The 22,360-nt window shown below is 60.0% G+C and carries 19 protein-coding genes; 13 read left to right on the forward strand and 6 right to left on the reverse strand.

Features of this window, described 5'->3' with window-relative positions; all coding sequences use genetic code 11:
• Positions 1-98: 98 nt before the first annotated feature.
• Entirely contained in the window at positions 99-704 is a 606-nt protein-coding gene (locus tag ACR0I8_RS12270) for a flavin reductase family protein (protein WP_170377900.1), read from the reverse strand.
• A 72-nt stretch (positions 705-776) separates the two neighbouring features.
• Between ACR0I8_RS12270 and ACR0I8_RS12275 the strand changes: the two genes are divergently transcribed.
• The 5 genes from ACR0I8_RS12275 to ACR0I8_RS12295 all read left to right on the forward strand — a co-directional run bounded on the left by ACR0I8_RS12275 (position 777) and on the right by ACR0I8_RS12295 (position 3,821).
• Positions 777-1,271 carry a GNAT family N-acetyltransferase gene (locus ACR0I8_RS12275; protein WP_170691168.1) on the forward strand — a complete coding sequence of 165 codons (495 nt, stop codon included), beginning with the start codon at positions 777-779 and terminating at the stop codon, positions 1,269-1,271.
• 53 nt (positions 1,272-1,324) lie between these two features.
• On the forward strand, positions 1,325-2,068 hold the full coding sequence (locus ACR0I8_RS12280; RefSeq protein ID WP_170691169.1) for an EcsC family protein: 744 nt from the start codon (positions 1,325-1,327) through the stop codon (positions 2,066-2,068).
• A gap of 121 nt (positions 2,069-2,189) precedes the next feature.
• Entirely contained in the window at positions 2,190-2,651 is a 462-nt protein-coding gene (locus ACR0I8_RS12285; protein WP_170377904.1) for an NUDIX hydrolase, read from the forward strand.
• 72 nt (positions 2,652-2,723) lie between these two features.
• On the forward strand, positions 2,724-3,179 hold the full coding sequence (locus ACR0I8_RS12290; RefSeq protein WP_170377905.1) for a DUF1178 family protein: 456 nt from the start codon (positions 2,724-2,726) through the stop codon (positions 3,177-3,179).
• Between the two features lie 3 nt (positions 3,180-3,182).
• On the forward strand, positions 3,183-3,821 hold the full coding sequence (locus ACR0I8_RS12295) for an SDR family oxidoreductase (protein WP_170691171.1): 639 nt from the start codon (positions 3,183-3,185) through the stop codon (positions 3,819-3,821).
• Here the strand turns inward: ACR0I8_RS12295 and ACR0I8_RS12300 are convergent.
• Positions 3,815-4,171 (reverse strand): hypothetical protein, encoded by a 357-nt coding sequence (locus ACR0I8_RS12300; protein ID WP_170377907.1) that lies wholly within the window; start codon positions 4,169-4,171, stop codon positions 3,815-3,817. The genes ACR0I8_RS12295 and ACR0I8_RS12300 overlap by 7 nt on opposite strands.
• 165 nt (positions 4,172-4,336) lie before the next feature.
• Here ACR0I8_RS12300 and ACR0I8_RS12305 point away from each other — a divergent pair, with 165 nt between their 5' ends.
• The 6 genes from ACR0I8_RS12305 to ACR0I8_RS12330 all read left to right on the forward strand — a co-directional run bounded on the left by ACR0I8_RS12305 (position 4,337) and on the right by ACR0I8_RS12330 (position 13,158).
• Positions 4,337-5,575 (forward strand): aspartate kinase, encoded by a 1,239-nt coding sequence (locus tag ACR0I8_RS12305; RefSeq protein ID WP_170377908.1) that lies wholly within the window; start codon positions 4,337-4,339, stop codon positions 5,573-5,575.
• Positions 5,576-5,621: 46 nt separating this feature from the next.
• Complete coding sequence (gene ptsP, locus ACR0I8_RS12310) at positions 5,622-7,865, forward strand: phosphoenolpyruvate--protein phosphotransferase (RefSeq protein WP_170377909.1); 2,244 nt, start codon at positions 5,622-5,624, stop codon at positions 7,863-7,865.
• 161 nt (positions 7,866-8,026) lie between these two features.
• Positions 8,027-9,472, forward strand: a complete 1,446-nt coding sequence (gene zwf, locus ACR0I8_RS12315; protein ID WP_170691173.1) for a glucose-6-phosphate dehydrogenase — start codon at positions 8,027-8,029, stop codon at positions 9,470-9,472.
• Between the two features lie 2 nt (positions 9,473-9,474).
• Entirely contained in the window at positions 9,475-11,280 is a 1,806-nt protein-coding gene (gene edd, locus ACR0I8_RS12320) for a phosphogluconate dehydratase (protein WP_480703213.1), read from the forward strand.
• Positions 11,281-11,283: 3 nt separating this feature from the next.
• The gene (locus tag ACR0I8_RS12325; protein ID WP_170691175.1) at positions 11,284-11,916 is read left to right on the forward strand and encodes a bifunctional 4-hydroxy-2-oxoglutarate aldolase/2-dehydro-3-deoxy-phosphogluconate aldolase; all 633 of its coding nucleotides are present in this window, start codon (positions 11,284-11,286) and stop codon (positions 11,914-11,916) included.
• A 51-nt stretch (positions 11,917-11,967) separates the two neighbouring features.
• Positions 11,968-13,158: an aminotransferase class V-fold PLP-dependent enzyme gene (locus tag ACR0I8_RS12330; protein ID WP_170691187.1), complete on the forward strand. Its 1,191-nt coding sequence runs from the start codon at positions 11,968-11,970 to the stop codon at positions 13,156-13,158.
• Between the two features lie 77 nt (positions 13,159-13,235).
• Here the strand turns inward: ACR0I8_RS12330 and ACR0I8_RS12335 are convergent, their stop codons facing one another.
• The gene (locus ACR0I8_RS12335; protein WP_170691189.1) at positions 13,236-14,345 is read right to left on the reverse strand and encodes a pyridoxal phosphate-dependent aminotransferase; all 1,110 of its coding nucleotides are present in this window, start codon (positions 14,343-14,345) and stop codon (positions 13,236-13,238) included.
• Positions 14,346-14,470: 125 nt separating this feature from the next.
• Between ACR0I8_RS12335 and ACR0I8_RS12340 the strand changes: the two genes are divergently transcribed.
• Positions 14,471-15,253, forward strand: a complete 783-nt coding sequence (locus ACR0I8_RS12340; RefSeq protein WP_170377914.1) for a crotonase/enoyl-CoA hydratase family protein — start codon at positions 14,471-14,473, stop codon at positions 15,251-15,253.
• On the opposite strand, the gene ACR0I8_RS12345 is transcribed toward ACR0I8_RS12340, so the two are convergent.
• The 3 genes from ACR0I8_RS12345 to ACR0I8_RS12355 all read right to left on the reverse strand — a co-directional run bounded on the left by ACR0I8_RS12345 (position 15,254) and on the right by ACR0I8_RS12355 (position 20,094).
• A complete protein-coding gene (locus tag ACR0I8_RS12345; RefSeq protein WP_170691190.1) occupies positions 15,254-15,586 on the reverse strand; it encodes a DnaJ family domain-containing protein in 333 nt (110 codons plus the stop codon).
• 39 nt (positions 15,587-15,625) lie between these two features.
• Positions 15,626-16,789: a benzoate/H(+) symporter BenE family transporter gene (locus ACR0I8_RS12350; protein ID WP_480703215.1), complete on the reverse strand. Its 1,164-nt coding sequence runs from the start codon at positions 16,787-16,789 to the stop codon at positions 15,626-15,628.
• 143 nt (positions 16,790-16,932) lie between these two features.
• Positions 16,933-20,094: a valine--tRNA ligase gene (locus ACR0I8_RS12355; protein ID WP_170691197.1), complete on the reverse strand. Its 3,162-nt coding sequence runs from the start codon at positions 20,092-20,094 to the stop codon at positions 16,933-16,935.
• 588 nt (positions 20,095-20,682) lie between these two features.
• On the opposite strand from ACR0I8_RS12355, the gene ACR0I8_RS12360 reads away from it, so the two are divergent.
• Positions 20,683-21,759: a T6SS phospholipase effector Tle1-like catalytic domain-containing protein gene (locus ACR0I8_RS12360; protein WP_170691198.1), complete on the forward strand. Its 1,077-nt coding sequence runs from the start codon at positions 20,683-20,685 to the stop codon at positions 21,757-21,759.
• The last annotated feature ends 601 nt before the right edge of the window (positions 21,760-22,360 follow it).

The following is a 22,360-nucleotide window of genomic DNA, read 5'->3' on the forward strand; positions in this document are numbered from 1 at the left end:
GCCAGATGAATGAAGGATCCCTCTGCTTCATCTGGCTAGAAATATCTCGGGGGAGTCGCCCGCAGGGCGGTGGGGGCAGCGCCCCCTAAGGACAGGCCTCAATCATCAGGCCTATTCAATGAGAACAACTCGGTGACAACTGCATAGTCTCGGTAGCCAAGCCGCGCCAAAGGCTGGAAGGTTGTCACGTCGAATTTGCCATCCTTCAGGCAATCGTCACGCAGATGGACCCCGGTCACTTCGCCAAAGACAACGCGGTTTGCCTCACCGGGTAGGGTCGTGATCTCGGTCAGCTTGCACTCCAGCGCAGCAGGCGCATCTGCAACGCGTGAGCAAGCGATGGTTTCGCACTCGACCGCCGTCAGGCCGGCATGGGCAAATTCGTCGGTTTCCTTTGGCAGTCCGGCTGAACTGGCGTTCATCGCATCCCGGTGGGCAAAGGCTACGATGTTCACGCAGAATACGCCCGTTGCCTCGATGTTTGCGATGCTGTCCTTGCCGCCGTCCTGGTCGTGCTTGGTTCCGGTTGTGGCAAACATCACCTGTGGCGGGGTGTAGGCAACCCCGTTGAAGAATGAGTAGGGGGCCAGGTTGTTGATCCCATTTGCGTCGCGCGACGAAATCCATCCGATGGGGCGCGGGGTGATGATGGCGTTGAACGGATTGTGCGGCAGGCCGTGGCCGTCTTCGGGGCGATAGAACATATGGTCTCCAAGCGTTTGCCCAAGGCGTAACGAAGTGCTAGGGCGATTGCCAGCTAGGAAAAGAGGGCAGGCGTGCAGCAATTCGCGATCAGGCCGGAAGAGCCGCAGGATTGGTGGGAGGTCGAAGCCCTCTATGATCTGTGCTTTGCGCCGGGGCGCGAGGCGCTTTCCTCTTACCGTTTGCGCGATGATGTACCTCCGGTGGCGGGTTTGTCTTTGGTTGCGCGTGACGGGCAAGGAATACTGGCCGGAGCGATCCGGTTCTGGCCTGTTCATGTTGGCGATCATGACGCCTTGCTATTGGGTCCTGTTGCAGTTCACCCCACGCATCAGGGCGAGGGGCTTGGCGGCTACCTCATCCATTCCGGCGTTGAAACGGGGCGGGAAAAGGGGTGGGACCGGGTCATGCTGGTCGGCGACGCGCCCTATTACGCCCGTTTTGGGTTCACGCCGTTGACGGAGGTTGAGATGCCGCCGCCAACCAACCCAGAGCGTGTTTTGGGCATGGCTCTGAGCCCCGGAAAGTGGGACAATATTACCGGAGCCGTAACCCGCTGGACGCGCTGAGCTATTGAAACACCGCGCCGAAATACCGATCTTTCAAGGAACGGAGGGTTCGGATGCAGGATGTTATACTGATCGACAGTGTCGACGCGGATGCGGAATTGGATCGCTTGGCGAAACACTACCGCTCGGCCGGTGGGGCGGGTGTCAAACTGCTCAACGCTTTGGGCGGGTCGGCGGAATCCCTGCTGGACCAACTGCCCGAACCCCTGCGCGACGGCTTGACCGGAGCGACCGAACAAGCCCTTTGGATGGCGACGCAGGCGGCACAAGGTTCGCGGCAGATCGTGCCCGATCAGGCCCCTTGGGTGAACACTGCCGTGACAACGGCGATGGGCGCTGCGGGCGGATTGGGTGGCCTGTCCACCGCCTTGGTTGAGCTGCCAGCGACCACGGCCATGCTGTTGCGCTCAATCCAGGGCGCGGCAGCGCGCGAAGGCTTTGATCCGGCTGAAGAAAACGTGAAATTCGACTGTGTTCGGGTGTTGGCGGCAGCGGGTCCGTTGTCACACGATGACGGAGCGGATTTGGGGTTCTTTTCCGTGCGACTGACGCTGACAGGCCCCGCGATGAAGAAATTGATTGCAGCTGTGGCTCCGAAGCTATCGGTTGTGTTGGGTCAGAAACTGGCGGCGCAATCCGTACCGGTTCTGGGGGCGCTTGCGGGGGGTGGGACGAATTACATCTACACCCGCTACTACCAGCAGATCGCCCATGTTCACTTTGGTTTGCGCCGGTTGGCGATGGACGCTGATATCTCGCACGATGTTCTGGTTCGCAGGCTCAGTGCGCGTATGTAGCGGTTAAATTTGGTCGCTGCCGCATCATGTGGTATACTAAGTTTAACAAGCCGCGATACAAAAGCTTAATAGAAAACGCGGTATACGGGCACTGATCTGATGCGAAAGTGAGTGTGGCGCGATGAAAGTTTCTCGGGCGTCCAGTCTAGACCTCAATGTGGGGCAGGTTCCGGTCCTGCCTCAGGCAGCCGCGTTGTGCTATCGGCTGTTGCGGGGTCGTCCTGAGGTTCTGTTGATAACCTCCCGCAAAGCGCAGCGCTGGATCATCCCGAAGGGTTGGTTGATTGATGGGTTAAGTGCCTCGGAAACCGCGGCTCAGGAGGCGTGGGAAGAGGCGGGCGTGATTGGCACATGTGTGCCGGTCAAGCTTGGCCAGTTCTCGATGGCCAAAACCTGTGCCAAGCGTGGACCGGTTCTTTGCGCGGTGGATGTCTACCCGCTGCATGTGGATCAGGTTCAGAGTCGTTTTCCTGAGACAGGGCAACGGAAACGCAAATGGTGTACGCTTCAAAAGGCCGCATCGAAAGTCAACTCGCCCGATCTTGCCGATATTTTGCGCAAATTTGCGCCCCGAATACACTAAACTTAATATTGAGAGACTTGATATTGGAGTTTCGGTCGGTATCTATTCGCCAACCGACATTTTGGACGGACCATGATTCAATACGCGTTGAAGTGCAGCAAGGGCCATAGTTTCGACAGCTGGTTCCAATCTGCCGAAGCATACGACAAGCTGGCAGCCTCGGGCATGGTGACATGCGCGGTATGTGGATGTGCGCATGTTGAAAAGGCGATCATGACTCCGCGTGTCCGGCCTGCGCGGGATGCCAAGAAGACGGCGCAAATGCCAAAACCGTCATCGGATGATATCAACGTGACCAGCACCCCTACTGAAGTTGAACGTGTCTTGGCCGAACTACGCCGCAAGGTCGAAGAAAACTCGGACTATGTGGGCCATGACTTCGCCTCGGAGGCGCGCAAGATGCATCTGGGCGAAGCACCCGAGCGCTCGATCTATGGCGAAGTGAAACCGGATGAGGCGAAATCCCTGATCGAAGACGGGGTACCGGTTGCGCCACTTCCCTTTATTCCCAGCAGAAAGACAAACTGACCCATGCATGTCGTGATTACCGGAGCCAATCGGGGAATTGGATGGGCTCTGGCAGAGCGGTATCGCGCGCAGGGTCATGGCGTCATGGGAACTGCGCGTGATGGCAGCGCCGAGGTTCAGTTGGACGTAGCCGATCCGGCGCAGCAGGCGGCGATGGCAGACCAGCTTAAAGGGCAGCCGGTCGACCTGTTGATTTGCAATGCGGGCGTTTATTTGGACAAAGGTCACAGCATTGATGACTACCCCGCCGAGATGTGGGCGCAGAGTTTTGCGGCCAATGTCACTGGCGTTTTCCTGACTGTGCAGTCATTGCTGCCCAATCTGCGCGCGGCTGGCGGACGGATTGCGATCATGTCGTCTCAGATGGCCTCGCACACCCGCGCGCCGGGCGGCAGCTATATCTACCGCGCCTCCAAGGCGGCGGCGTTGAATTTGGGGCGTAATCTGGCGGCCGACTTAAAGGCGGATGGGATTGCAGTGGGCATTTATCACCCCGGTTGGGTGAAGACCGACATGGGTGGCTCAGCGGCGGACATCCATGTGGATCAGGCCGTCGCTGGCCTGATGGAGCGTTTCGATGCGCTGTCGCTGGACAACACAGGTTGTTTCGAAACCTACGACGGGAAGCCTCACGCCTACTGAGTGTTCAGCGCGGCCTTGGGCAGTTCATATACTTCGCCGGGTTCGATGAAAATCACCATGATGTCGCCCCGAACTTCATGGTTGATCGGTGAGGGCGAGCTGCTGGAATCCGGAATGCCATCGGTGAAGTAAATTCTGCGAACATCACCACCGGGCAACATCACGGCCAATGTTGCGGTGCCATCATCACGGCGGCGCAGCTCGGCGTTGCAGCTTTGCAGCGGATCACCGGCTCTGCCGGCGCAGGGAACCGTACCCAGCGCGTTCTGTCCATCGGTGCCAGCCACGCTGGCCTGCTGGGACAGGGCTGGGGATGCGATCACGGCAAGGACGGTTGCGAAACGAAGCATGAATAACCTCTTGGAATTGCTTTGGCGCTAGGCTGACATTGCGTTTTCGGAAAGTAAAGCGGCCCCTTGACGCAATATCTGTTATGCAGCGCCCCTTGCTCTTGGTGTCCCCCTCGCATATGAGGCTCGGGACTTTAAATCCAAGGCGCGGAGACACTTGCCCCCATGCCCGTACTCGTGATGAAATTCGGTGGCACATCGGTTGCCAATCTTGACCGCATCCGCCGCGCGGCAAAGCGCATCGGCGTTGAGGTGGCAAAGGGCTATGACGTCATCGTCATCGTTTCGGCCATGTCCGGCAAAACCAACGAATTGGTGGGGTGGGTGAACGAGACCTCGCCACTGTTCGACGCCCGCGAATACGATGCTGTGGTGTCATCGGGCGAAAACGTCACCGCAGGTCTGATGGCGCTGACGTTGCAGGAGATGGAAATTCCGGCGCGCAGCTGGCAGGGCTGGCAAGTGCCTCTACTGACCAATGGTGCACATTCCTCGGCCCGGATCGAGGAAATTCCGACGGACAACCTGAACCAAAAGTTCGGCGAAGGCATGAGAGTGGCCGTGGTTGCCGGTTTCCAGGGCATCAGCCCCGAAGGCCGGATCACGACTCTGGGCCGTGGTGGCTCGGACACGACCGCTGTGGCCTTTGCTGCCGCGTTCGAGGCTGAGCGCTGCGACATCTACACGGATGTCGATGGCGTCTACACGACCGACCCGCGTATCTGCGAAAAGGCGCGCAAGCTGGACCGGATTTCGTTCGAGGAAATGCTCGAACTGGCGTCACTGGGCGCGAAAGTGCTGCAAACCCGCTCGGTTGAGCTGGCGATGCGCTATAAGGTGAAACTGCGCGTTCTTTCAAGTTTCGAAGAACAATCCGACGAGGCCGGTACGCTGGTCTGCGACGAGGAGGATATCATGGAATCCAATGTTGTGGCCGGTGTGGCCTATTCCCGTGACGAAGCCAAGATGACCGTCGTTTCCGTGGCCGACCGCCCCGGCATCGCCTCGATCATCTTCACCGCGCTCAGCGATGAGGGCGTGAATGTGGATATGATCGTCCAGAACATCTCGGATGAGGGGCGCACGGATATGACCTTCTCGTGCCCAACCGATCAGGTTGCGCGCGCCGAAAAAGCGCTGCTGGCGATCAAGGATGCGGGTGAGCTGAACTATGCCGAGCTGGTGGCCGACGAAGACGTCTGCAAGGTTTCGGTTGTGGGCATCGGCATGCGCTCGCAATCGGGTGTTGCGGCCAAGATGTTCAAGGTTCTCTCGGATGAGGGGATCAACATCAAGGTCATTACAACCTCCGAGATCAAAATTTCCGTCCTTGTCGACAGGAAATACATGGAACTTGCTGTTCAGGCACTGCATGATGCCTTTGAACTGGACAAGGCGGCCTAAGCTCATCGGCCAAAGGTTTCGCCTGACGCACTAATTGGGTTGGGCCATGGCGGACGGTACGGAAACAGAATCCCGCAAGCTGCTGGTTCGGCTGCGCGAGGAAATGGCGAGCGAGGCGGCCGGTCAGGAGCGTCTCGACCGCATCACGCAGTTGATTGCCGATAGCATTCGTTGCGAGGTCTGCTCGATCTACCTGTTCCGTGACGAAGAAACCCTTGAGCTTTGCGCGACCGAGGGCCTATCGCCCGAAGCCGTCCACCAGACACGGATGCGTCTGGGCGAAGGTCTCGTGGGCCGGGTGGCCAAATCCGGCAAGGTTGTGAACACGGCGGATGCGCCCGCGGCCAAAGGCTTCCGGTTCATGCCGGAAACGGGCGAGGAGCGCTTTTCCTCATTCCTCGGGGTGCCGGTACAGCGGCTCGGTCAGAAACTGGGCGTTCTGGTGGTGCAGTCCCGTGACGCGCGTGAATTCTCCGCGGATGAGATCTATGCGCTGGAAGTCGTCGCGATGGTTCTGGCTGAGATGGCCGAACTGGGCGCGTTCGTTGGCGAAGGCGCGGCCCTTTCTCCCTTGCACCAGCAATCGGTGCAATTGACTGGCGGTCCGGCGCAGGAAGGGTCTGCCGAAGGGCATGTCTGGCTGCATGAGCCGCGCGTCGTCGTGACCAACCCGATTGCCGAAGACCCGCACCGTGAAAGCGAGCGGTTGAATGAGGCGGTCGAGGAGCTGCGCGTCGGCGTCGACAAGATGCTCGAAATCTCGCAGAACGGCGACAAAGAGCAGCTGAAAGTTCTGGAAGCCTACCGCATGTTCGCCAATTCCAAGGGCTGGATGCGGCGGATGGAGGAAGACATCGCCCTCGGCCTCAGCGCGGAGGCCGCGGTCGAGAAAGAGCAATCGCAGGCCCGTGCCCGTATGGGGCAGGTGACCGATCCCTATTTGCGGGAACGGCTGGCGGATCTGGATGACCTCAGCAATCGCTTGCTGCGCATCCTGACGGGGCAGGGCAAGACTGACAGCGCCGATCTGCCGCCCGATCCGATCCTCATCGCCCGCAACATCGGCCCCGGAGACCTGTTGGAATATGGCCGGTCCCTGAAGGGGATCGTGCTCGAGGAAGGCTCGGTCGGTAGCCACGCCACGATTGTTGCCCGCGCATTGGCGATCCCCTTGGTCGTGCATGTCGGGCGGATCACGACCGAAGCTCTGAACGGCGACCACATTCTGGTCGATGGGGACAATGGCGTTGTCCATCTGCGTCCCGAAGACTCGGTGGTCAGCGCGTTTCGCGACAAGATCGCGATGCAGGCCAAGGCGCAGGAACGCTATGCCTCGATCCGGGAGACGCCGACGGTTACGCAGGATGGCGCGCGGATCAACATGGCGATGAACGCAGGCCTGATGGCCGATCTGCCCTCGCTCGGGAACTCGGGCGCGGAAGGGGTTGGCTTGTTCCGGACCGAGCTGCAATTCCTGATCCGCAACCAGATGCCGAAACGGTCTGAGCTGGTGACCCAATACCAGCGGGTTCTGGACGCGGCCGGAGAAAAGCGCGTTGTGTTCCGGACCCTCGATATCGGGTCTGACAAGGTTCTGCCCTACATGAAGCACGTGGCGGAACCGAACCCGGCGCTGGGCTGGCGTGCGATCCGCGTTGGTCTGGATAAGCGCGGCGTGATGCGGATGCAGTTGCAGGCCCTGTTGCGCGCCGCCAATGGCCGCCCACTGACCATCATGTTCCCCTTCGTTGCGCAGGCCGAGGAGTTCCGCGAGGCCCGATGGGAGGTCAACAAAACCATCGAGCGTGAAAAGCGTCTTGGCCATATCCTGCCGGAAACGCTCGAAGTGGGGGCGATGCTGGAAACGCCGTCGCTGGCGTTCTCACCGCAAAAGTTCTTTGACGAGGTGGATTTCATCTCGATCGGGGGCAACGACCTGAAACAGTTCTTCTTTGCCGCCGACCGTGAAAACGAGCTGGTGCGCCGTCGATATGACACGTTGAACGTCAGTTTCCTCAGCTTCATCGAACGGATCGTAGAGCGTTGCAACATCTCGGATACGCCGCTGAGTTTCTGTGGTGAGGATGCCGGTCGCCCAGTTGAGGCACTGTGTCTGGCTGCGATGGGTATCCGCACTTTGTCCATGCGTCCGGCTTCGATCGGGCCGGTCAAAAGCCTGTTGCTGAGATCGAACCTGCAGGACGTCCGCAAGATCATCGCGGATGCACGTCATCGTGGTGAGCAATCCGTGCGCCCGGCGGTCATGGAGTGGTTGCGGTCGCAATCGTGACCCATCAGTCGGCCTATTGGGGATTCCGGGCTTGATTTTTATTTCAAGGTTCCGTATCCAGCGGTTGAAATGTTAGCGATAACATTCAGGGCCGTGCCAGCGACCCACATCGCGACTGAGGTTCTGCTTCTTGAGGCAGGAAGCATAAAAGGAAGCTGATAATGGTTTCACGCGTCATCCCGGTAGACCCGTTCGACCTCGTGCTGTTTGGCGCGACGGGCGATCTGGCGCAGCGCAAGATCTTGCCAGGGCTGTATCACCGGTTTGAAATGGGCCAGATGCCGGAGGATGCGCGGATCATCGGGACCGCCCGGTCCGACATGGACAGTGATGGGTTTCGTGACCAGTTGCGCGCGTCGATGGATAAATTCGCGCCGAGTTACGACAAGAAAACTCTGGATCGCTTTCTGACCCATATTAACTATGTGCCGGTGGATGCGCTGGGCGATGCGGGTTGGTCCGATCTGGCTAAAGCCTTGCGCCCGGATGTGGTGCGGGCTTTCTATCTGTCTGTTGGGCCCAGCCTGTTCTCAGGCATTGCACAGCGTCTGAATGATCACGGGCTTGCCACGCCTGACAGCCGGATCGTGGTGGAGAAGCCCTTCGGTCATGATCTGGCCTCGGCTAAGGCTTTGAACGAGGGGCTGCGCGCCTGTTTCGAAGAACACCAAATCTACCGGATCGACCACTATCTGGGTAAGGAAACCGTGCAGAACCTGATGGCGCTGCGCTTTGCCAATTCGCTGTTCGAGCCGCTGTGGAACGCGACCCATGTCGATCACGTGCAGATCACTGTGGCCGAGACTGTCGGGGTCGAAGGGCGCGGTGCTTACTACGACCAATCCGGCGCGATGCGGGATATGATCCAGAACCATCTGGTGCAGCTTCTCTGTCTGACCGCGATGGAGCCGCCTTCGAAATTCGCGCCAAACGCGGTGCGCGATGAAAAGGTCAAGGTGATCGAAGCGCTCGAACCTGTCGAGCCGAAGGATATCGCGCGTGGTCAGTATCGCACAGATAAGGGCGGCGACGGTTATCTCGATCATGTCGGCGATCCCGCCAGCCGTACCGAAAGCTTCATTGCGCTCAAGGCTCATATAGGCAACTGGCGCTGGGCGGGGGTGCCGTTCTACCTACGCACCGGCAAACGCCTGAGGGCGCGCGAGTCAGAGATCGCCGTGTTTTTCCGCGACCCGCCGCATACGATTTTCCCCAATGTGGGGCCTCTGCACGGCAATGTTCTGGTGATCCGTCTGCAGCCGGACGAGGGCATCACTCTGCGCACCACGATAAAGGAACCGGGGCAGGGCGGGTTCCGTCTGTCCGACGTGGCGCTCGACATGAGCTTTGCCGATGCGCTGGGCGATGGCGCGCAATCGCCTGACGCCTATGAACGCCTGATCATGGACGTGATCCGCGGCGATCAAACCCTGTTCATGCGCGGGGATGAGGCCGAGGCCGCCTGGGCCTGGGTTGATCCCATCATTCGCGGTTGGGAAGAGCGTGGCGACAAGCCCGCAAAATACGATCAGGGCAGTTCAGGGCCCGAAGAAGCATTGATGCTGATGCATCGCGATGGACGCCGCTGGCGTCAGATCGGAGGGTAATCATGGTCAATACAGTTATTTCGGACGTCACCAAACGGATCATGGACCGCAGCGCCGACTTGCGTGGCCCGCATCTTGAGCGGATGGAACAGGCCAAATCCAAAGGCCCCGCCCGTGCGCATCTGTCCTGCAGCGGTCAGGCGCATGCTTATGCCGGCGCGGGTGAGGACCAAAACTCGATGGCAACCGGTACGGCTGGGAACCTTGGCATCGTCACCGCCTATAACGACATGCTCTCGGCCCACCAACCGTTCGAGCGGTATCCCGAGCTGATCCGTCAGGCGATCCGCGCGGCAGGCGGTACAGCGCAGGTCGCAGGCGGGGTTCCCGCCATGTGCGACGGCGTGACCCAAGGCGAGGCGGGGATGGAGCTGTCTCTGTTTTCGCGAGATGTGATCGCGCTGGCGACGGGCGTGGCGCTCAGCCACAACACCTATGACGCGGCGGTGTTTCTTGGGGTCTGCGACAAGATCGTGCCCGGCCTGATCATCGGCGCGCAGGCCTTTGGCCATCTTCCGGCCGTCTTCCTGCCGGCTGGTCCGATGACCAGCGGTCTGCCGAATGACGAAAAAGCCAAGGTGCGCCAGCAATTCGCTGCCGGAGAGGTTGGTCGCGACGCCCTGATGAAGGCTGAAATGGCAGCTTACCATGGCCCCGGCACCTGCACCTTCTACGGTACCGCCAACACCAACCAGATGCTGATGGAGTTCATGGGCCTGCACCTGCCGGGCTCAAGTTTCGTCAATCCCAACACGCCTCTGCGCGATGCGTTGACCGAGGAGGGTGCGCGCCGCGCCCTGTCTCTCAGCGCGTTGGGCAATCACTACACGCCGGTTTGTCAGATCCTTGATGAACGCGCCTTCGTCAATGGTATCGTTGGCCTGATGGCCACGGGCGGGTCGACCAACCTGCTGATCCACCTTATCGCCATGGCGCGCGCAGGCGGTATCGTTCTGGATTGGGAGGATTTTTCCGACATCTCCGCAGTGGTCCCTCTGGTCGCGCGGGTCTATCCCAACGGTCTGGCCGATGTGAACCACTTCCACGCCGCCGGGGGCTTGGGCTTTACCATAAGCACGCTGTTGGACGATGGGTTGTTGCACCCCGACACACTGACCGTCGCGGGGCAGGGGCTTCACAACTACACCAAAGAACCCAAGCTGAAAGACGACGAGTTGGTCTGGGAAGACGGCGCAGGCCATAGCCTGAATGAAAAGATCGTGCGCCCAGCAAAGGACCCGTTCCAGCCAACCGGTGGCCTGTCGCGCCTGACCGGAAATCTGGGCACCGGCGTCATGAAGGTCTCGGCTGTGGCACCCGAGCACCAAGTGGTCGAAGCACCTGTCCGTGTGTTCCACGACCAGAATGACGTCAAAGCCGCCTTCAAGGCCGGAGAGTTCACCGATGATGTCATCGTCGTTGTTCGGTTCCAGGGTCCAAAGGCCAACGGCATGCCCGAGCTGCACTCGCTGACGCCGATACTGTCGATCCTTCAGGGCAGAGGCCAAAAGGTCGCTCTGGTCACCGATGGCCGCATGTCTGGTGCGTCGGGCAAGGTTCCCGCCGCCATCCATGTCTGCCCCGAAGCGCTGGACGGTGGTGCCATCGGCTATCTGCAAGACGGTGATCTGCTGCGCGTCGATGCGGTCAAGGGTGAGCTGGAAATCCTCACACCCGGCGTCCTCGACCGCAGCCCAGCGACTGCTGATCTGTCTGCCAACCAGCACGGCGTTGGTCGCGACCTCTTCGGCGCGTTCCGCCAGAATGTCGGGTCCGCCGACACAGGTGCCAGCATTTTCGGAGTTTAACCCATGACCAAAACCCAACGCACCCGCGAGATCTGCGCGCTGGCCCCAATCGTTCCGGTGCTGGTTGTCGATGACGCCGCACACGCCCGCCCCTTGGCCGAGGCGCTGGTCGCAGGCGGTCTTCCCGCGCTAGAAGTCACCTTGCGCACCCCCGCCGCGCTGGACGTGATCCGCGCCATGGCCGCTGTGCCCGGAGGTGTCGTGGGCGCAGGCACGCTGGTCACTCCCGAAGACGTCCGCGCCGCCAAAGAGGCCGGCGCGCAGTTCGGCGTCTCGCCCGGCGCGACCGATGCCCTGATCGCGGCATGCGAGGCCGAAGGCCTGCCCCTTTTACCCGGCGCGGCCACTGCGAGTGAGGCGATGGCCCTGCTGGAAAAGGGCTATGACATGCTGAAATTCTTCCCCGCCGAGGCCTCGGGCGGTGCACCGGCGCTGAAAGCCATAGGGGCGCCCCTGCCTCAGATCACCTTCTGCCCCACAGGGGGAGTATCGCCCTCAAATGCCCGCGACTACCTTTCGCTGTCCAACGTAGTCTGCGCCGGTGGCAGCTGGGTCGCGCCAAAGCAGATGGTTGAAGAGGGCGACTGGTCCGGGATCGAAGCGCTTGCGCGTGAGGCGACCCACCTGACGGATTGACGCCGCAAGGCGAAACGCTAGGGTAGGCCACAAGTTAAGCAGGTTACCCTCATGACAAACCAAACCTCCCTCGTGCAAGGGCGCGAGTATCTGGCCATTCCGGGCCCTTCGGTGATGCCCGACGCGGTGTTGCAGGCCATGCACCGCCCGTCTCCCAACATCTACGATGGCGCGTTGATCGAGATGATGCCCGCGCTGACGCAAGACCTCAAGCGCGTGGCTGGTACCCAGCACGACGTCGCCATTTATATCGCCAACGGCCACGGCACGTGGGAGGCCGCGCTGTCGAATGTGATCGCCCCCGGAGAAACCGTTCTGGCCCCAGCCTCGGGTCGTTTCACCCATGGCTGGGCCGAGATGGCCGAGGGGATCGGTGCCAAGGTCGACCTGATAGACTTCGGCCTGACTTCGCACTGGATTCTTGACCGCATCGCTGAGGAGCTGAATGCCGACAAAGAACACAAAATCAAGGCCGTGCTTGCCGTCCATGTGGATACGTCCACCTCAATCCGAAATGACATTCCGGGTTTACGCGCTTTGCTTGATGACTTGAACCACCCCGCACTCCTGATGGCCGACTGTATCGCCTCGATGGGATGCGACCGGTTTGAGATGGACGCATGGGGAGTCGATGTCACCGTGACAGCCTGCCAGAAGGGCCTGATGACCCCGGCGGGCACCGGCTTTGTCTTCTTCAACGAAAAAGCGCAGGCGAAACGTGCTTCAATGCCGCGCGTTTCGCAATATTGGGATTGGCAACCGCGCGCAAACCCAGAGCTTTTCTATCAGTATTTCAATGGCACCGCGCCCACCCATCACCTCTACGGCCTGCGCGCCGCGCTGGACCTGATCCATGGCGAGGGTCTCGAAAACGTCTGGTCCCGCCATGAGCGCCTCGCCAAAGCCATCTGGGCCGCCTGCGATGTCTGGGCGCAAGGCGGAGCGCTTCATTTCAACGTCGCCGACCCAACCCATCGCAGCCATGCGGTCACCGCCCTACGCCTGACCGAGGGGCGCGGCACGCCGCTGCGCAACTACACCGAAAACCAGCTTGGTCTGACGCTGGGCATCGGCTTGGGAATGGAGGATTGGGATGGCTGTTTCCGCCTCGGTCATATGGGGCACGTCAACGCGCAGATGATCATGGCGATGCTGGGTGGCATGGAAACCGCCATGGCGGCACTTGATATCCCCCGCGGCCAAGGCGCGCTGGAAGCCGCCGCCGCGACACTGGCCACATAGCGCCGATCCGCCCCTTCATCTGGCCAAAATATCCTCGGGGGGACTCGCGCCTTGGCGCGATGGGGGCAGACAGCCCCCTAGACCGCCCGAGCTTGCGCCAAGGCCAAAGGCAAGGCCGCTTCAAAAGCCGCCATCTCTGCCTCTCCACCACAACTCACCCGGATACAGCGGTTCTGCGGGGCCGCAAATGGCATTCGCACAAACACTCCCTGTTCGACGAGAGAGTCCAGAACGGCCTTCGCAAACACCCCGTCACGCCCGCAGTCAATCGCAACGAAATTCGTGGCCGAAGGCAACGGGATCAAACCGTTGGCCTGCGCAATGCGTTCGATACGATCCCGAGCCTCAGTGATCCGGGCCTGCACTTCTGACAGCCAGTCGCCATCCTCAAGTGCCGCCAGCGCGCCGGCTTGCGCAGCCCGGTTCATGCCGAAATGGTTGCGTACCTTGTTGAACGCCGCAATCAATTCGGGGGCACTGATGGCATAGCCCACCCGCGCGCCTGCCATCCCGTACACCTTGGAGAACGTCCGCATCCGGATCACACGGGGATCATCGGCGACAACAGGCGCAGCAGTGCCGTCAGGCGCACATTCGACATAGGCCTCGTCCAGAACCAGCAGGCATCCTGAGGGCAGAGCCTCCATCGCGACCACGATATCGGCGCCCGAACGCCAGCTTCCCATCGGATTGTCGGGGTTTGCCAGATAGACCAGCTTGGCATCCACCTCTGCGGCCTTGGCAAACAAAGCGGCAGGGTCTTCGTGATCGTCGCGATAGGGAACCTTGTGCAAAACGCCTCCAAAGCCCGCCACATGGTAGTTGAATGTGGGATAGGCCCCGTCTGAAGTCACCACCGCGTCGCCCGGCCCGATCAATAGTCGCACCAAGTAGCCCAACAGCCCGTCAATGCCTTCGCCCACCACGATATTCTCGGGGGTAACTCTGTGATGCGCAGCCAACGCATGGCGCAGATCGTGATTCTCGGGATCACCATACATCCAGATCTCACTGGCGGCCCGTTGCATCGCTTCAATTGCTCGAGGCGAGGGGCCAAACACGCTTTCATTCGCACCAAGCCGTGCCTTGAAGGGGGCACCGCGTTGGCGCTCCTGCGTTTCCGGCCCCACAAACGGGACGGTTGCGGGCAGGGATTGGGCGAGCGATGTGTAGCGAGGTTTGGTCATAGGCGCAGATAAGCCCACCGTGCGGCTTGCTGCAAGCCCGAGCCTCGACATGCCTCAACGTCGCGGTGGAACTGCACTCACATTCGGGGCAGTCTTATCAAGACTGCAAAACAAGGAGGTCCGGAATGGCGCGCGTATCTGTCGAGTACAAGGATCACATCGCTCATGTCACGCTGACGCGCGGTGACAAGATGAATGCTCTGGACGAGGCGATGATCAAGGCGCTGCTGGCCGCCGGGCAAGAGGTTGCCGCCTCGGACGCCCGCGCTGTTGTCCTGTCGGGTGAAGGCAAAAGCTTCTGCGCCGGTCTCGACATGGCGAGTTTCGCGAAAATGGCCCATATGGACCCGACCGAATGGCTGATGACCCGCAGCCATGAAGACGCCAATGAGATGCAGGAACTGGCGCTGATCTGGCGGCGCATCCCCGTTCCTGTCATCTGCGCGATCCAAGGCGCGGCCTATGGGGGCGGCCTGCAGATCGCCCTGGGCGCGGATATCCGCATCGCTCACCCCGAGGCGAAGCTAGCGGTGATGGAGATGAAATGGGGTATCATTCCCGATATGGGGGGCATGGTTTTGCTTCCGAAATTGGTCCGCTCGGATGTTTTGCGGCTGCTGACCTATACCGCGCGTCCCATTGGGGCTGCACAGGCGGCCGAGTGGGGCCTGGTCACCAAGCTGTCCGATGATCCACAGACCGAAGCACTTGCATTGGCTGAAAACATCGCCTCGCAAAGCCCCTCAGCCATCCGCGCCGCTAAGCGCCTCATAGACTTTGCCGAAACCAATCCGCGCGCCGATGTGTTGCTGGCCGAGTCCTCGGAACAGGTGGATCTGATTGGAAAGCCTGACCAGATGGAGGTTGTGATGGCACAGATGCAGGGCCGAAAGCCCGAGTTCAAGTGATCACCGCATGAAGGCACGCCGCGCGTCTCGGGCCATGTAGTAGCGCATTTCCAGATCGGCGATCTTAGACATCGTGGCTTTGCGGGCCTCGGGATCGGTCAGTCCGGCATATTCCTTTCGGGCCTCGTCCAACTGTTTTTTGATGTCGAACTCCTCGGGCAGTACCCCGGCCTGCGCCATGATCCGATGACCGGCCGCAATGGCGGGATCGCTTTGCGCTTCGCCAGAGCGATCAGGCAGAGGCGCACCTTCGCCCTCAAGACCCTGTAATTGACCCTCGGCCTGAGCCTTCTTTATCTGGCGTTCCACCAGTTTTCCAAGTGATCCGAACATGGGCGCAGGATAACTTTTTCAGGCGTGGGGAGAAAGGGATCATCGCAGTTTGGTGGTCAAGATGTAGGCGACGCCCCCAGCCATCAAGCCCCAGACCGCAGCGCCCAGACCGAACACCGTGATCCCTGAAGCCGTGATAGCGAAGGTCAGGATTGCGGCTTCGCGCTCGGCGGGTATTTCGAGTGCTGCGAAGGTGGCGTTGGCCATCACTCCGATCAGGGCTACGCCGGTCAGCGTGCCCATCAGCAGCGGGTCGGCATGGGCGGCAAATCCGGTGATTGCCACGGCGAAGATACCGAAGACGCAGTAGAACACGCCTGCCATGATTGCTGACCAATAGCGCAAACTACGGTCCGGGTGGCTGTCTTCGTTTGAACACATCGCGGCGGTGATGGCCGCCAGACAGGTGGCGGGGGCTCCAAATGGGGCCGACAAAATGCTTGCCCCGCCGACGGAGGAGAACAGCGTGCCAGGTGCGGGTGTGTAGCCAAAGCTGCGCATCACGGCGATGCCGGGGATGTTTTGGGTTGCCATGGTGACGACGAATAGTGGCAGGCCGATGCCGATGGCTGACGCAAGCGAGAATGAGGGCATCGTCAAGACGGGCGCGGCAAGATAAGCCTCGGGCCGGACGGAAGCACCATCGGCGCTGAACACTACCACGAGAGCTGCGGCTACGACGGCTGCGGGAACGGCAAACAGCCGGTTGAGGCGTCCGGCGATGAACCATGTCAGGATCACGGGCAGTGCCTGCCAAGGTAGCTCAACAGCTGCTTTGAACGGGACAATGCAAAGGGGCAACAGAACACCGCCCAACATCGCCTGTGCCAGAGTGGTCGGGATCGCAGCGGCCAGACGCCCCAAGGGTTTCCAAAGTCCGGCCAGAATCGTTAATGCTCCTGCGCAGAGGAAGGCTCCGATTGCGCCTGAAAAGCCTGCGACAGGGGTGGCTGAAACCGCCAGCAGCGCCGCTCCGGGGGTGGACCAGGCCACGCTGATTGGTTGCTGGTAGCGCAGGCTGAGAACAATCGCGGCCAGCCCCATGGCAATTGCAGCACTCATCAGTCCCGAGGCTGCTTGGGCGGCTGATGCGCCCATTGCAGCCAGCCCTTGCAGCACGATGGGAAATGAGCTGAAGAACCCGACAATGGCGACTACCAGTCCGGTTGAGACGGTCTGCATCGGAGGGAAAGGTCGTGCCATAGGGGCCTCGGAGGGTTGTTGTTCCGAAGTGCTAACAAGCGCAGGCTGGCGCGAACAAGGGGAAAGCTCTGAGGACAAAGAAAAACCTCACCACCGGCTCGGGTGATGAGGTCGGGATTTCCCTATTTGGAACGAAAAGGAGATCAGGCGAGTTCGGCCAGACGAGCGAGAGCTTCGTTCAGCTTGGCCTCTTCTTCTTCGCGCGCAGCGAGGTTTGCTTTGGCTTCCTCAACCACCTCCTCCGGGGCCGAGGCCACGAATTTGGGGTTGTTCAGACGCCCCCGCAGACCGCCGAGTTCCTTGGCCAGTTTGCCTTTGGCTTTTTCTAACCGTTCCTTCTCGGCGCCGATGTCGATGATGTCGGCCAGCGGCAGGCCGAAGCTCGCGCCCGGGGCGGCAATCGAGATGGTGCCTTTGGGCAGCTCGTCGGCCTTGGTCAGATTGTCAATCCGCGCCAGGCGCTTTATCAACGCTTCATTACGGTCCCATGCGGCTTGGCCGTGATCGTCAATCTCGGTCACTAGCATCGGCACATAGAGGCCAGCAGGAACCCGCATTTGCGCACGGGCGGAGCGGGTGTTTTCGATCACCGAGATCACCCAGTTCATTTCGCGATCCGCGTCGGCGTCGATCAGGTCGGCAGCGGCGTAGGTCGGCCAGTCGGCGTGGACAACCATCTTGGGCCGCGTGCCAGTCAGCGCCCAAAGCTCTTCGGTGATGAAGGGCATGATCGGGTGCAGCAGAACCATGCACTGATCCAAAACCCAGCGCATGGTGGCGCGGGTCTCGGCCTGTGCCTTGGTGTCGTCGCCTTGCAGCAGTGGTTTTGACAGCTCCACATACCAATCGCAGACTTTGCCCCAGACAAAGGCATAAAGCCCATTCGCGGCATCGCTGAAACGATAGCTTTCTAGCGCAGCGTCGACCTCTTCCCGCACGCGGGCAGTTTCACCGATGATCCAGCGGTTCACGGCCGCCTTGGGCTTCAGGTCGGCCACGTCCAGTTGTGGGACGGCGTCGGTGAAGACCTCGTTCATCTCGGCAAAGCGGACGGCGTTCCACAGTTTTGTGCCGAAGTTCCGGTAACCGGTGATGCGCTCGCGGGACAGTTTCAGCACACCGCCAATCGCCGCCATCGATGCGTTGGTAAAGCGCAGCGCATCCGCACCGAATTCGTCCACGATCTCCAGTGGGTCGATCACGTTGCCGGTGGTCTTGGACATCTTCTTGCCCTTCTCGTCACGGACGAGCTGGTGCAGGTAGACGGTGTGGAACGGGATTTGATCGACCACGGCCAGTTGCATCATCATCATCCGGGCGACCCAGAAGAACAGAATGTCGAAACCGGTAACCAGAACGTCCGTCGGGAAGTAGCGCTCCAGTTCTTCGGTCTGTTCAGGCCAGCCCAGCGTGCCGATGGGCCAAAGGCCGGAGGAAAACCAAGTGTCGAGTACGTCCGGATCGCGCCAAACCGGGTAGACCAGCTTGGTCGGGTCTTGATCGACCGCGTATTGAGCAAGGCTTTCAGCGAACTGATGGATCGCTTCCTGCTTGTCGGCGACTTCGACAACCGTCGCATGGCTCAGCGGGCTGGGGATGTTTGCGTTGTCATCGAGGAATTTCTCGGTGACAGCTTCAAGGCTCGCAGCGCATTCCATGACATTGCCACGATGCAGCATGCCACCTTCGTTCAGCAAACGGCCCAATTCGACCAGATCAAGGTCACCGTCGTTTTCATCGTCATTGAAGTTCTCAGCCGAGAGATCGAGGCCATACCAAACCGGAATCTGATGCCCCCACCACAGCTGGCGCGAAATGCACCAGGGCTCGATGTTTTCCAACCAGTGGTAATAGGTTTTCTCGCCCGACTCGGGAATGATTTTGACCGTGCCGTCCTTTACCGCATCCAGCGCGGGGCCGACAACTTTTGCAGCGTCGACAAACCACTGGTCGGTGAACATCGGCTCGATGACCACTTTGGAGCGGTCGCCAAACGGCTGCATGATCGGTTTGCTCTCGACCAGCGGGACCAGCTTGTCCGCGCCCTCATGATCGGGCTTCAGAGCGGTTGAACCCAGACGCGGATCGTCCGCGCGGGTCATCACGGCTAGACCGTCGGCGGTGATCTCCTCAACGACCTTCGCGCGCGCCTCGAACCGATCTAGGCCGCGCAGGTGGTCAGGGATCAGGTTGATCGCGTCGATCTCGTTCTCGGTGAAATCCTTACCACGCGCGTATTCCTGCGCCTTGTCCGCTTCTTCCGCGTAAGGCGCACCATCGGCCCGCATCGCGCCTTTGGTGTCCATCAGGCGGTACATCGGAATGCCGCCGCGCTTGGCAACCATGTTGTCGTTGAAGTCATGCGCGCCGGTGATTTTCACCGCGCCCGAGCCGAAATCGGGGTCCGGATACTCATCGGTGATTATCGGAATCTGACGGCGATGCTCTTTCGGACCAACCGGGATTTCGCAGAGCTTGCCCACGATGGGCGCATACCGCTCATCCGAGGGATGAACCGCGACCGCGCCGTCGCCCAGCATGGTCTCAGGTCGGGTCGTGGCGATCGAGATATAGTCGCGCTCTTCCTCAAGCACGATATTCCCGTCCTCGTCTTTCTCGACATAGGTGTAGGTCTCGCCCCCGGCCAGCGGGTATTTGAAGTGCCACATGTGGCCCGCGACTTCGATATTCTCGACTTCGAGGTCCGAGATCGCAGTTTCGAAATGCGGGTCCCAGTTGACCAGACGCTTACCGCGATAGATCAGGCCCTTTTCGTACATGTCGACGAAAACCTTGATCACGGCATCGTGGAAATTGGCCGAGTTCTCATGCCCTGTGCGCGGATCACCTGCCGCTCCGGCCATTGTAAAGGCGTTGCGCGACCAGTCGCAGGAGGAGCCGAGACGCTTCAGCTGCTCGATGATCGTGCCGCCGTATTCGCCCTTCCATTCCCAGACTTTCTCAAGGAACTTTTCGCGGCCCAGCTCGCGCCGACCCGGCTGCTGCGTGGCGGCTAGCATCTTTTCGACCTGCATCTGCGTGGCGATGCCTGCGTGGTCTTGACCGGGCTGCCATAGGGTGTCGAAGCCACGCATCCGGTGCCAGCGGATCAGGATGTCCTGCAGCGTGTTGTTGAACGCGTGGCCCACGTGCAAAGCACCTGTCACGTTGGGCGGCGGGATCATAATGGTAAAGCTCTCGTCACGCGACTTATTCGCGCCTGCCTTGAAGGCTCCGGCCTGTTCCCAGGCCTCGTAGATGCGGGCCTCGGCCTCGGCCGCGTTGAATGTCTTTTCCATCGCCATGGGGTGCGTCCTGCGTCATCAATCTTGGTTAGTGCGTGCAATAGCGAAAGGATGGCAAAAGGGGAAGGCTTTGCGCTCAAATCCACAAGGCATTCGGCCCGCCGGGATAGTGAACGACGCCACATACAGGCACTGGGTCGTTCAGCTACACTTGCAACGTGCTGTCACGAGATGGGGCGACCCGATAAGATGCGGCTTCACTGCTCGTTTCGTGATCTGTCGTCAGACGGTTTCGGGAATTTTGCAATGCGTTTGAGCTTTCGTAATATATTCAGACATATGGTGGCTGTAACGATGAGGTCACGCATGCCGCACGCCTTAGTCATGATGATGCCCAATTGCCCGCTTAGGCTTGCAGCTATGCTTCAACGTCTCACGGTTTCGTTGGATCTCTTGTCCGGCATGCGGATGATACCCATCCTTGAGTGTACCTCGCCTCTACCGGCGCGTGGGCAAGTAATGGGTCGGCGGTTGAACCGAGGCGTGATATGGGCGCATAGGCCTCAGCTGCAGATGCCCCTTGAAGGTCAGGGAGGCGCAATGCTGAGGCGCGCGCGCTCCCTCGAAGAGTACAGGAGTGGCTGAGATATGATTCTGTCACGGTTAAGCAGAAAGGTTCTTGGATGGCTCGGGCGGCCCTTACGCTCTGTGCATTCCGCCGAAGCGCTGCACCGTGAGCCGATCAGCCATGTTGTCATTCTGGACGGAACAATGTCGACGCTGGAACCCGGCCTCGAAACCCATGCCGGGCAGACGTTTCGCCTGTGTCAGGAAATGGGGCCTCAGGTTTCAGTATTTTATGAGGCTGGAGTGCAGTGGGAAAGCTGGAAGTCTTCGCTCGATGTGATGATGGGGCGGGGGATCAATCGGCAGATCCGTCGGGCCTATGGCTATCTGGCCTCGCGCTACAAACCCGGAGACCGGATTTACTTTATAGGGTATTCGCGTGGGGCCTACGGTGTTCGTAGCCTTGCGGGTGTGATCGACATGATCGGCCTGCTGAAGGCGGAACACGCGACCGAGCGGAACATCAAGCAGGCCTACCGCCACTATGAATGCAATCCCAGCGGCACAGCCGCCCGCGATTTCCGCCGCAAATTTTGCCATGAGGATGTGGCGATCGAGATGGTCGGAGTATGGGACACGGTCAAAGCGCTGGGTCTGCGCCTGCCGCTGCTGTGGCGCTGGGCCGAGGAAAAGCACGCCTTCCACAATCATCAACTGGGCCGCGCGATCCGCCACGGATATCACGCGATGGCCCTGAATGAGACCCGCGAGGTCTATGAACCTGTCCTGTGGAGATGCACACCAGAGTTCAAAGGCCATGTTGAACAGGTCTGGTTCCGGGGCACCCATGGCGATGTGGGTGGTCAGTTGAACGGCTATGAAGAAGCACGCGCCCTCAGCAACATCTCTCTCATCTGGATGCTGGACAAGGCCGAGCGGCATGGGCTGCCGCTGCCGGAGGGATGGCGCGCTCGTTTTCCGACCAATGCTCAGGGGGCGTCGGTTGGAACGTGGCGCGGGTGGGGCAAGATTTTTCTTCTGCGCAAAAGACGGATAGTGGGCAAGGACCAGTCCGAACACCTCCACGCCTCGGTCGCGCCCGAGGATGTGCCTGGGTGGCAACCTGAACCAGACCTACCATCCCATCCGGCGCAGTAAAATGCCGATCATGTGCCCGCGGCTCCAAGATCACTGACACTTCAATGTCAGGTTCGAACCCTTTCTAGCTAATGCCACAATGCACGAAGGTTCGGTGTTCGACTCGGAAAGTAGACATGATGAGACTAACCTTGGTTTGCCCAAGGTTTGTAGCACAAGACTTTCCGACCGTTTTGACGATAAACATCACTTCGTCGTTTAGGTTGGACGCGGATGGCAGGGAATAGAGAAGCTGTCGTTACCCTACGCTACAAATATGGTACGAAGGTAGACAGACAAAAGTTATGGAGCAAGCAAGGTGTTTGCAGGATCGGTCTTGGGTTTCGTCTTTTCGATCTGCGCATTTTGTGAAATCGGGTACGGCCATCTTGTGGCGGAAGTTGAAAGAACACAGTCAACGCCGTTTTTAGATGACGTAATAATTTCTCAATTCTCTACTTCGAACGGCTACAAGCCCCAGGTGCCCAATTTATCCGGGAAATGGTATGCGACCCTTCGATGTAGTTTTGGGTCTGGTCGTTATATCTACTATTTTGAGCAAACGCGAAACGGTAGGCTTTCCGGTAAATCACGGGGTGTGAGCTTCGGCGTTAAAAACATA

Source organism: Ruegeria sp. BG9, assembly GCF_056538305.1.

Excerpts from the sequence above, each read along its gene's own strand:
- ACR0I8_RS12355 (WP_170691197.1), bottom strand. The coding sequence starts at position 20,094 with ATGGCGATGGAAAAGACATTCAACGCGGCCGAGGCCGAGGCCCGCATC.
- ACR0I8_RS12290 (WP_170377905.1), top strand. The coding sequence starts at position 2,724 with ATGATTCAATACGCGTTGAAGTGCAGCAAGGGCCATAGTTTCGACAGC.
- ACR0I8_RS12280 (WP_170691169.1), top strand. The coding sequence starts at position 1,325 with ATGCAGGATGTTATACTGATCGACAGTGTCGACGCGGATGCGGAATTG.
- ACR0I8_RS12330 (WP_170691187.1), top strand. The coding sequence starts at position 11,968 with ATGACAAACCAAACCTCCCTCGTGCAAGGGCGCGAGTATCTGGCCATT.
- zwf (WP_170691173.1), top strand. The coding sequence starts at position 8,027 with ATGGTTTCACGCGTCATCCCGGTAGACCCGTTCGACCTCGTGCTGTTT.
- ACR0I8_RS12350 (WP_480703215.1), bottom strand. The coding sequence starts at position 16,789 with ATGGCACGACCTTTCCCTCCGATGCAGACCGTCTCAACCGGACTGGTA.
- edd (WP_480703213.1), top strand. The coding sequence starts at position 9,475 with ATGGTCAATACAGTTATTTCGGACGTCACCAAACGGATCATGGACCGC.
- ACR0I8_RS12305 (WP_170377908.1), top strand. The coding sequence starts at position 4,337 with ATGCCCGTACTCGTGATGAAATTCGGTGGCACATCGGTTGCCAATCTT.
- ACR0I8_RS12295 (WP_170691171.1), top strand. The coding sequence starts at position 3,183 with ATGCATGTCGTGATTACCGGAGCCAATCGGGGAATTGGATGGGCTCTG.
- ACR0I8_RS12335 (WP_170691189.1), bottom strand. The coding sequence starts at position 14,345 with ATGACCAAACCTCGCTACACATCGCTCGCCCAATCCCTGCCCGCAACC.
- ACR0I8_RS12285 (WP_170377904.1), top strand. The coding sequence starts at position 2,190 with ATGAAAGTTTCTCGGGCGTCCAGTCTAGACCTCAATGTGGGGCAGGTT.
- ptsP (WP_170377909.1), top strand. The coding sequence starts at position 5,622 with ATGGCGGACGGTACGGAAACAGAATCCCGCAAGCTGCTGGTTCGGCTG.
- ACR0I8_RS12360 (WP_170691198.1), top strand. The coding sequence starts at position 20,683 with ATGATTCTGTCACGGTTAAGCAGAAAGGTTCTTGGATGGCTCGGGCGG.
- ACR0I8_RS12300 (WP_170377907.1), bottom strand. The coding sequence starts at position 4,171 with ATGCTTCGTTTCGCAACCGTCCTTGCCGTGATCGCATCCCCAGCCCTG.
- ACR0I8_RS12345 (WP_170691190.1), bottom strand. The coding sequence starts at position 15,586 with ATGTTCGGATCACTTGGAAAACTGGTGGAACGCCAGATAAAGAAGGCT.
- ACR0I8_RS12340 (WP_170377914.1), top strand. The coding sequence starts at position 14,471 with ATGGCGCGCGTATCTGTCGAGTACAAGGATCACATCGCTCATGTCACG.
- ACR0I8_RS12325 (WP_170691175.1), top strand. The coding sequence starts at position 11,284 with ATGACCAAAACCCAACGCACCCGCGAGATCTGCGCGCTGGCCCCAATC.
- ACR0I8_RS12270 (WP_170377900.1), bottom strand. The coding sequence starts at position 704 with ATGTTCTATCGCCCCGAAGACGGCCACGGCCTGCCGCACAATCCGTTC.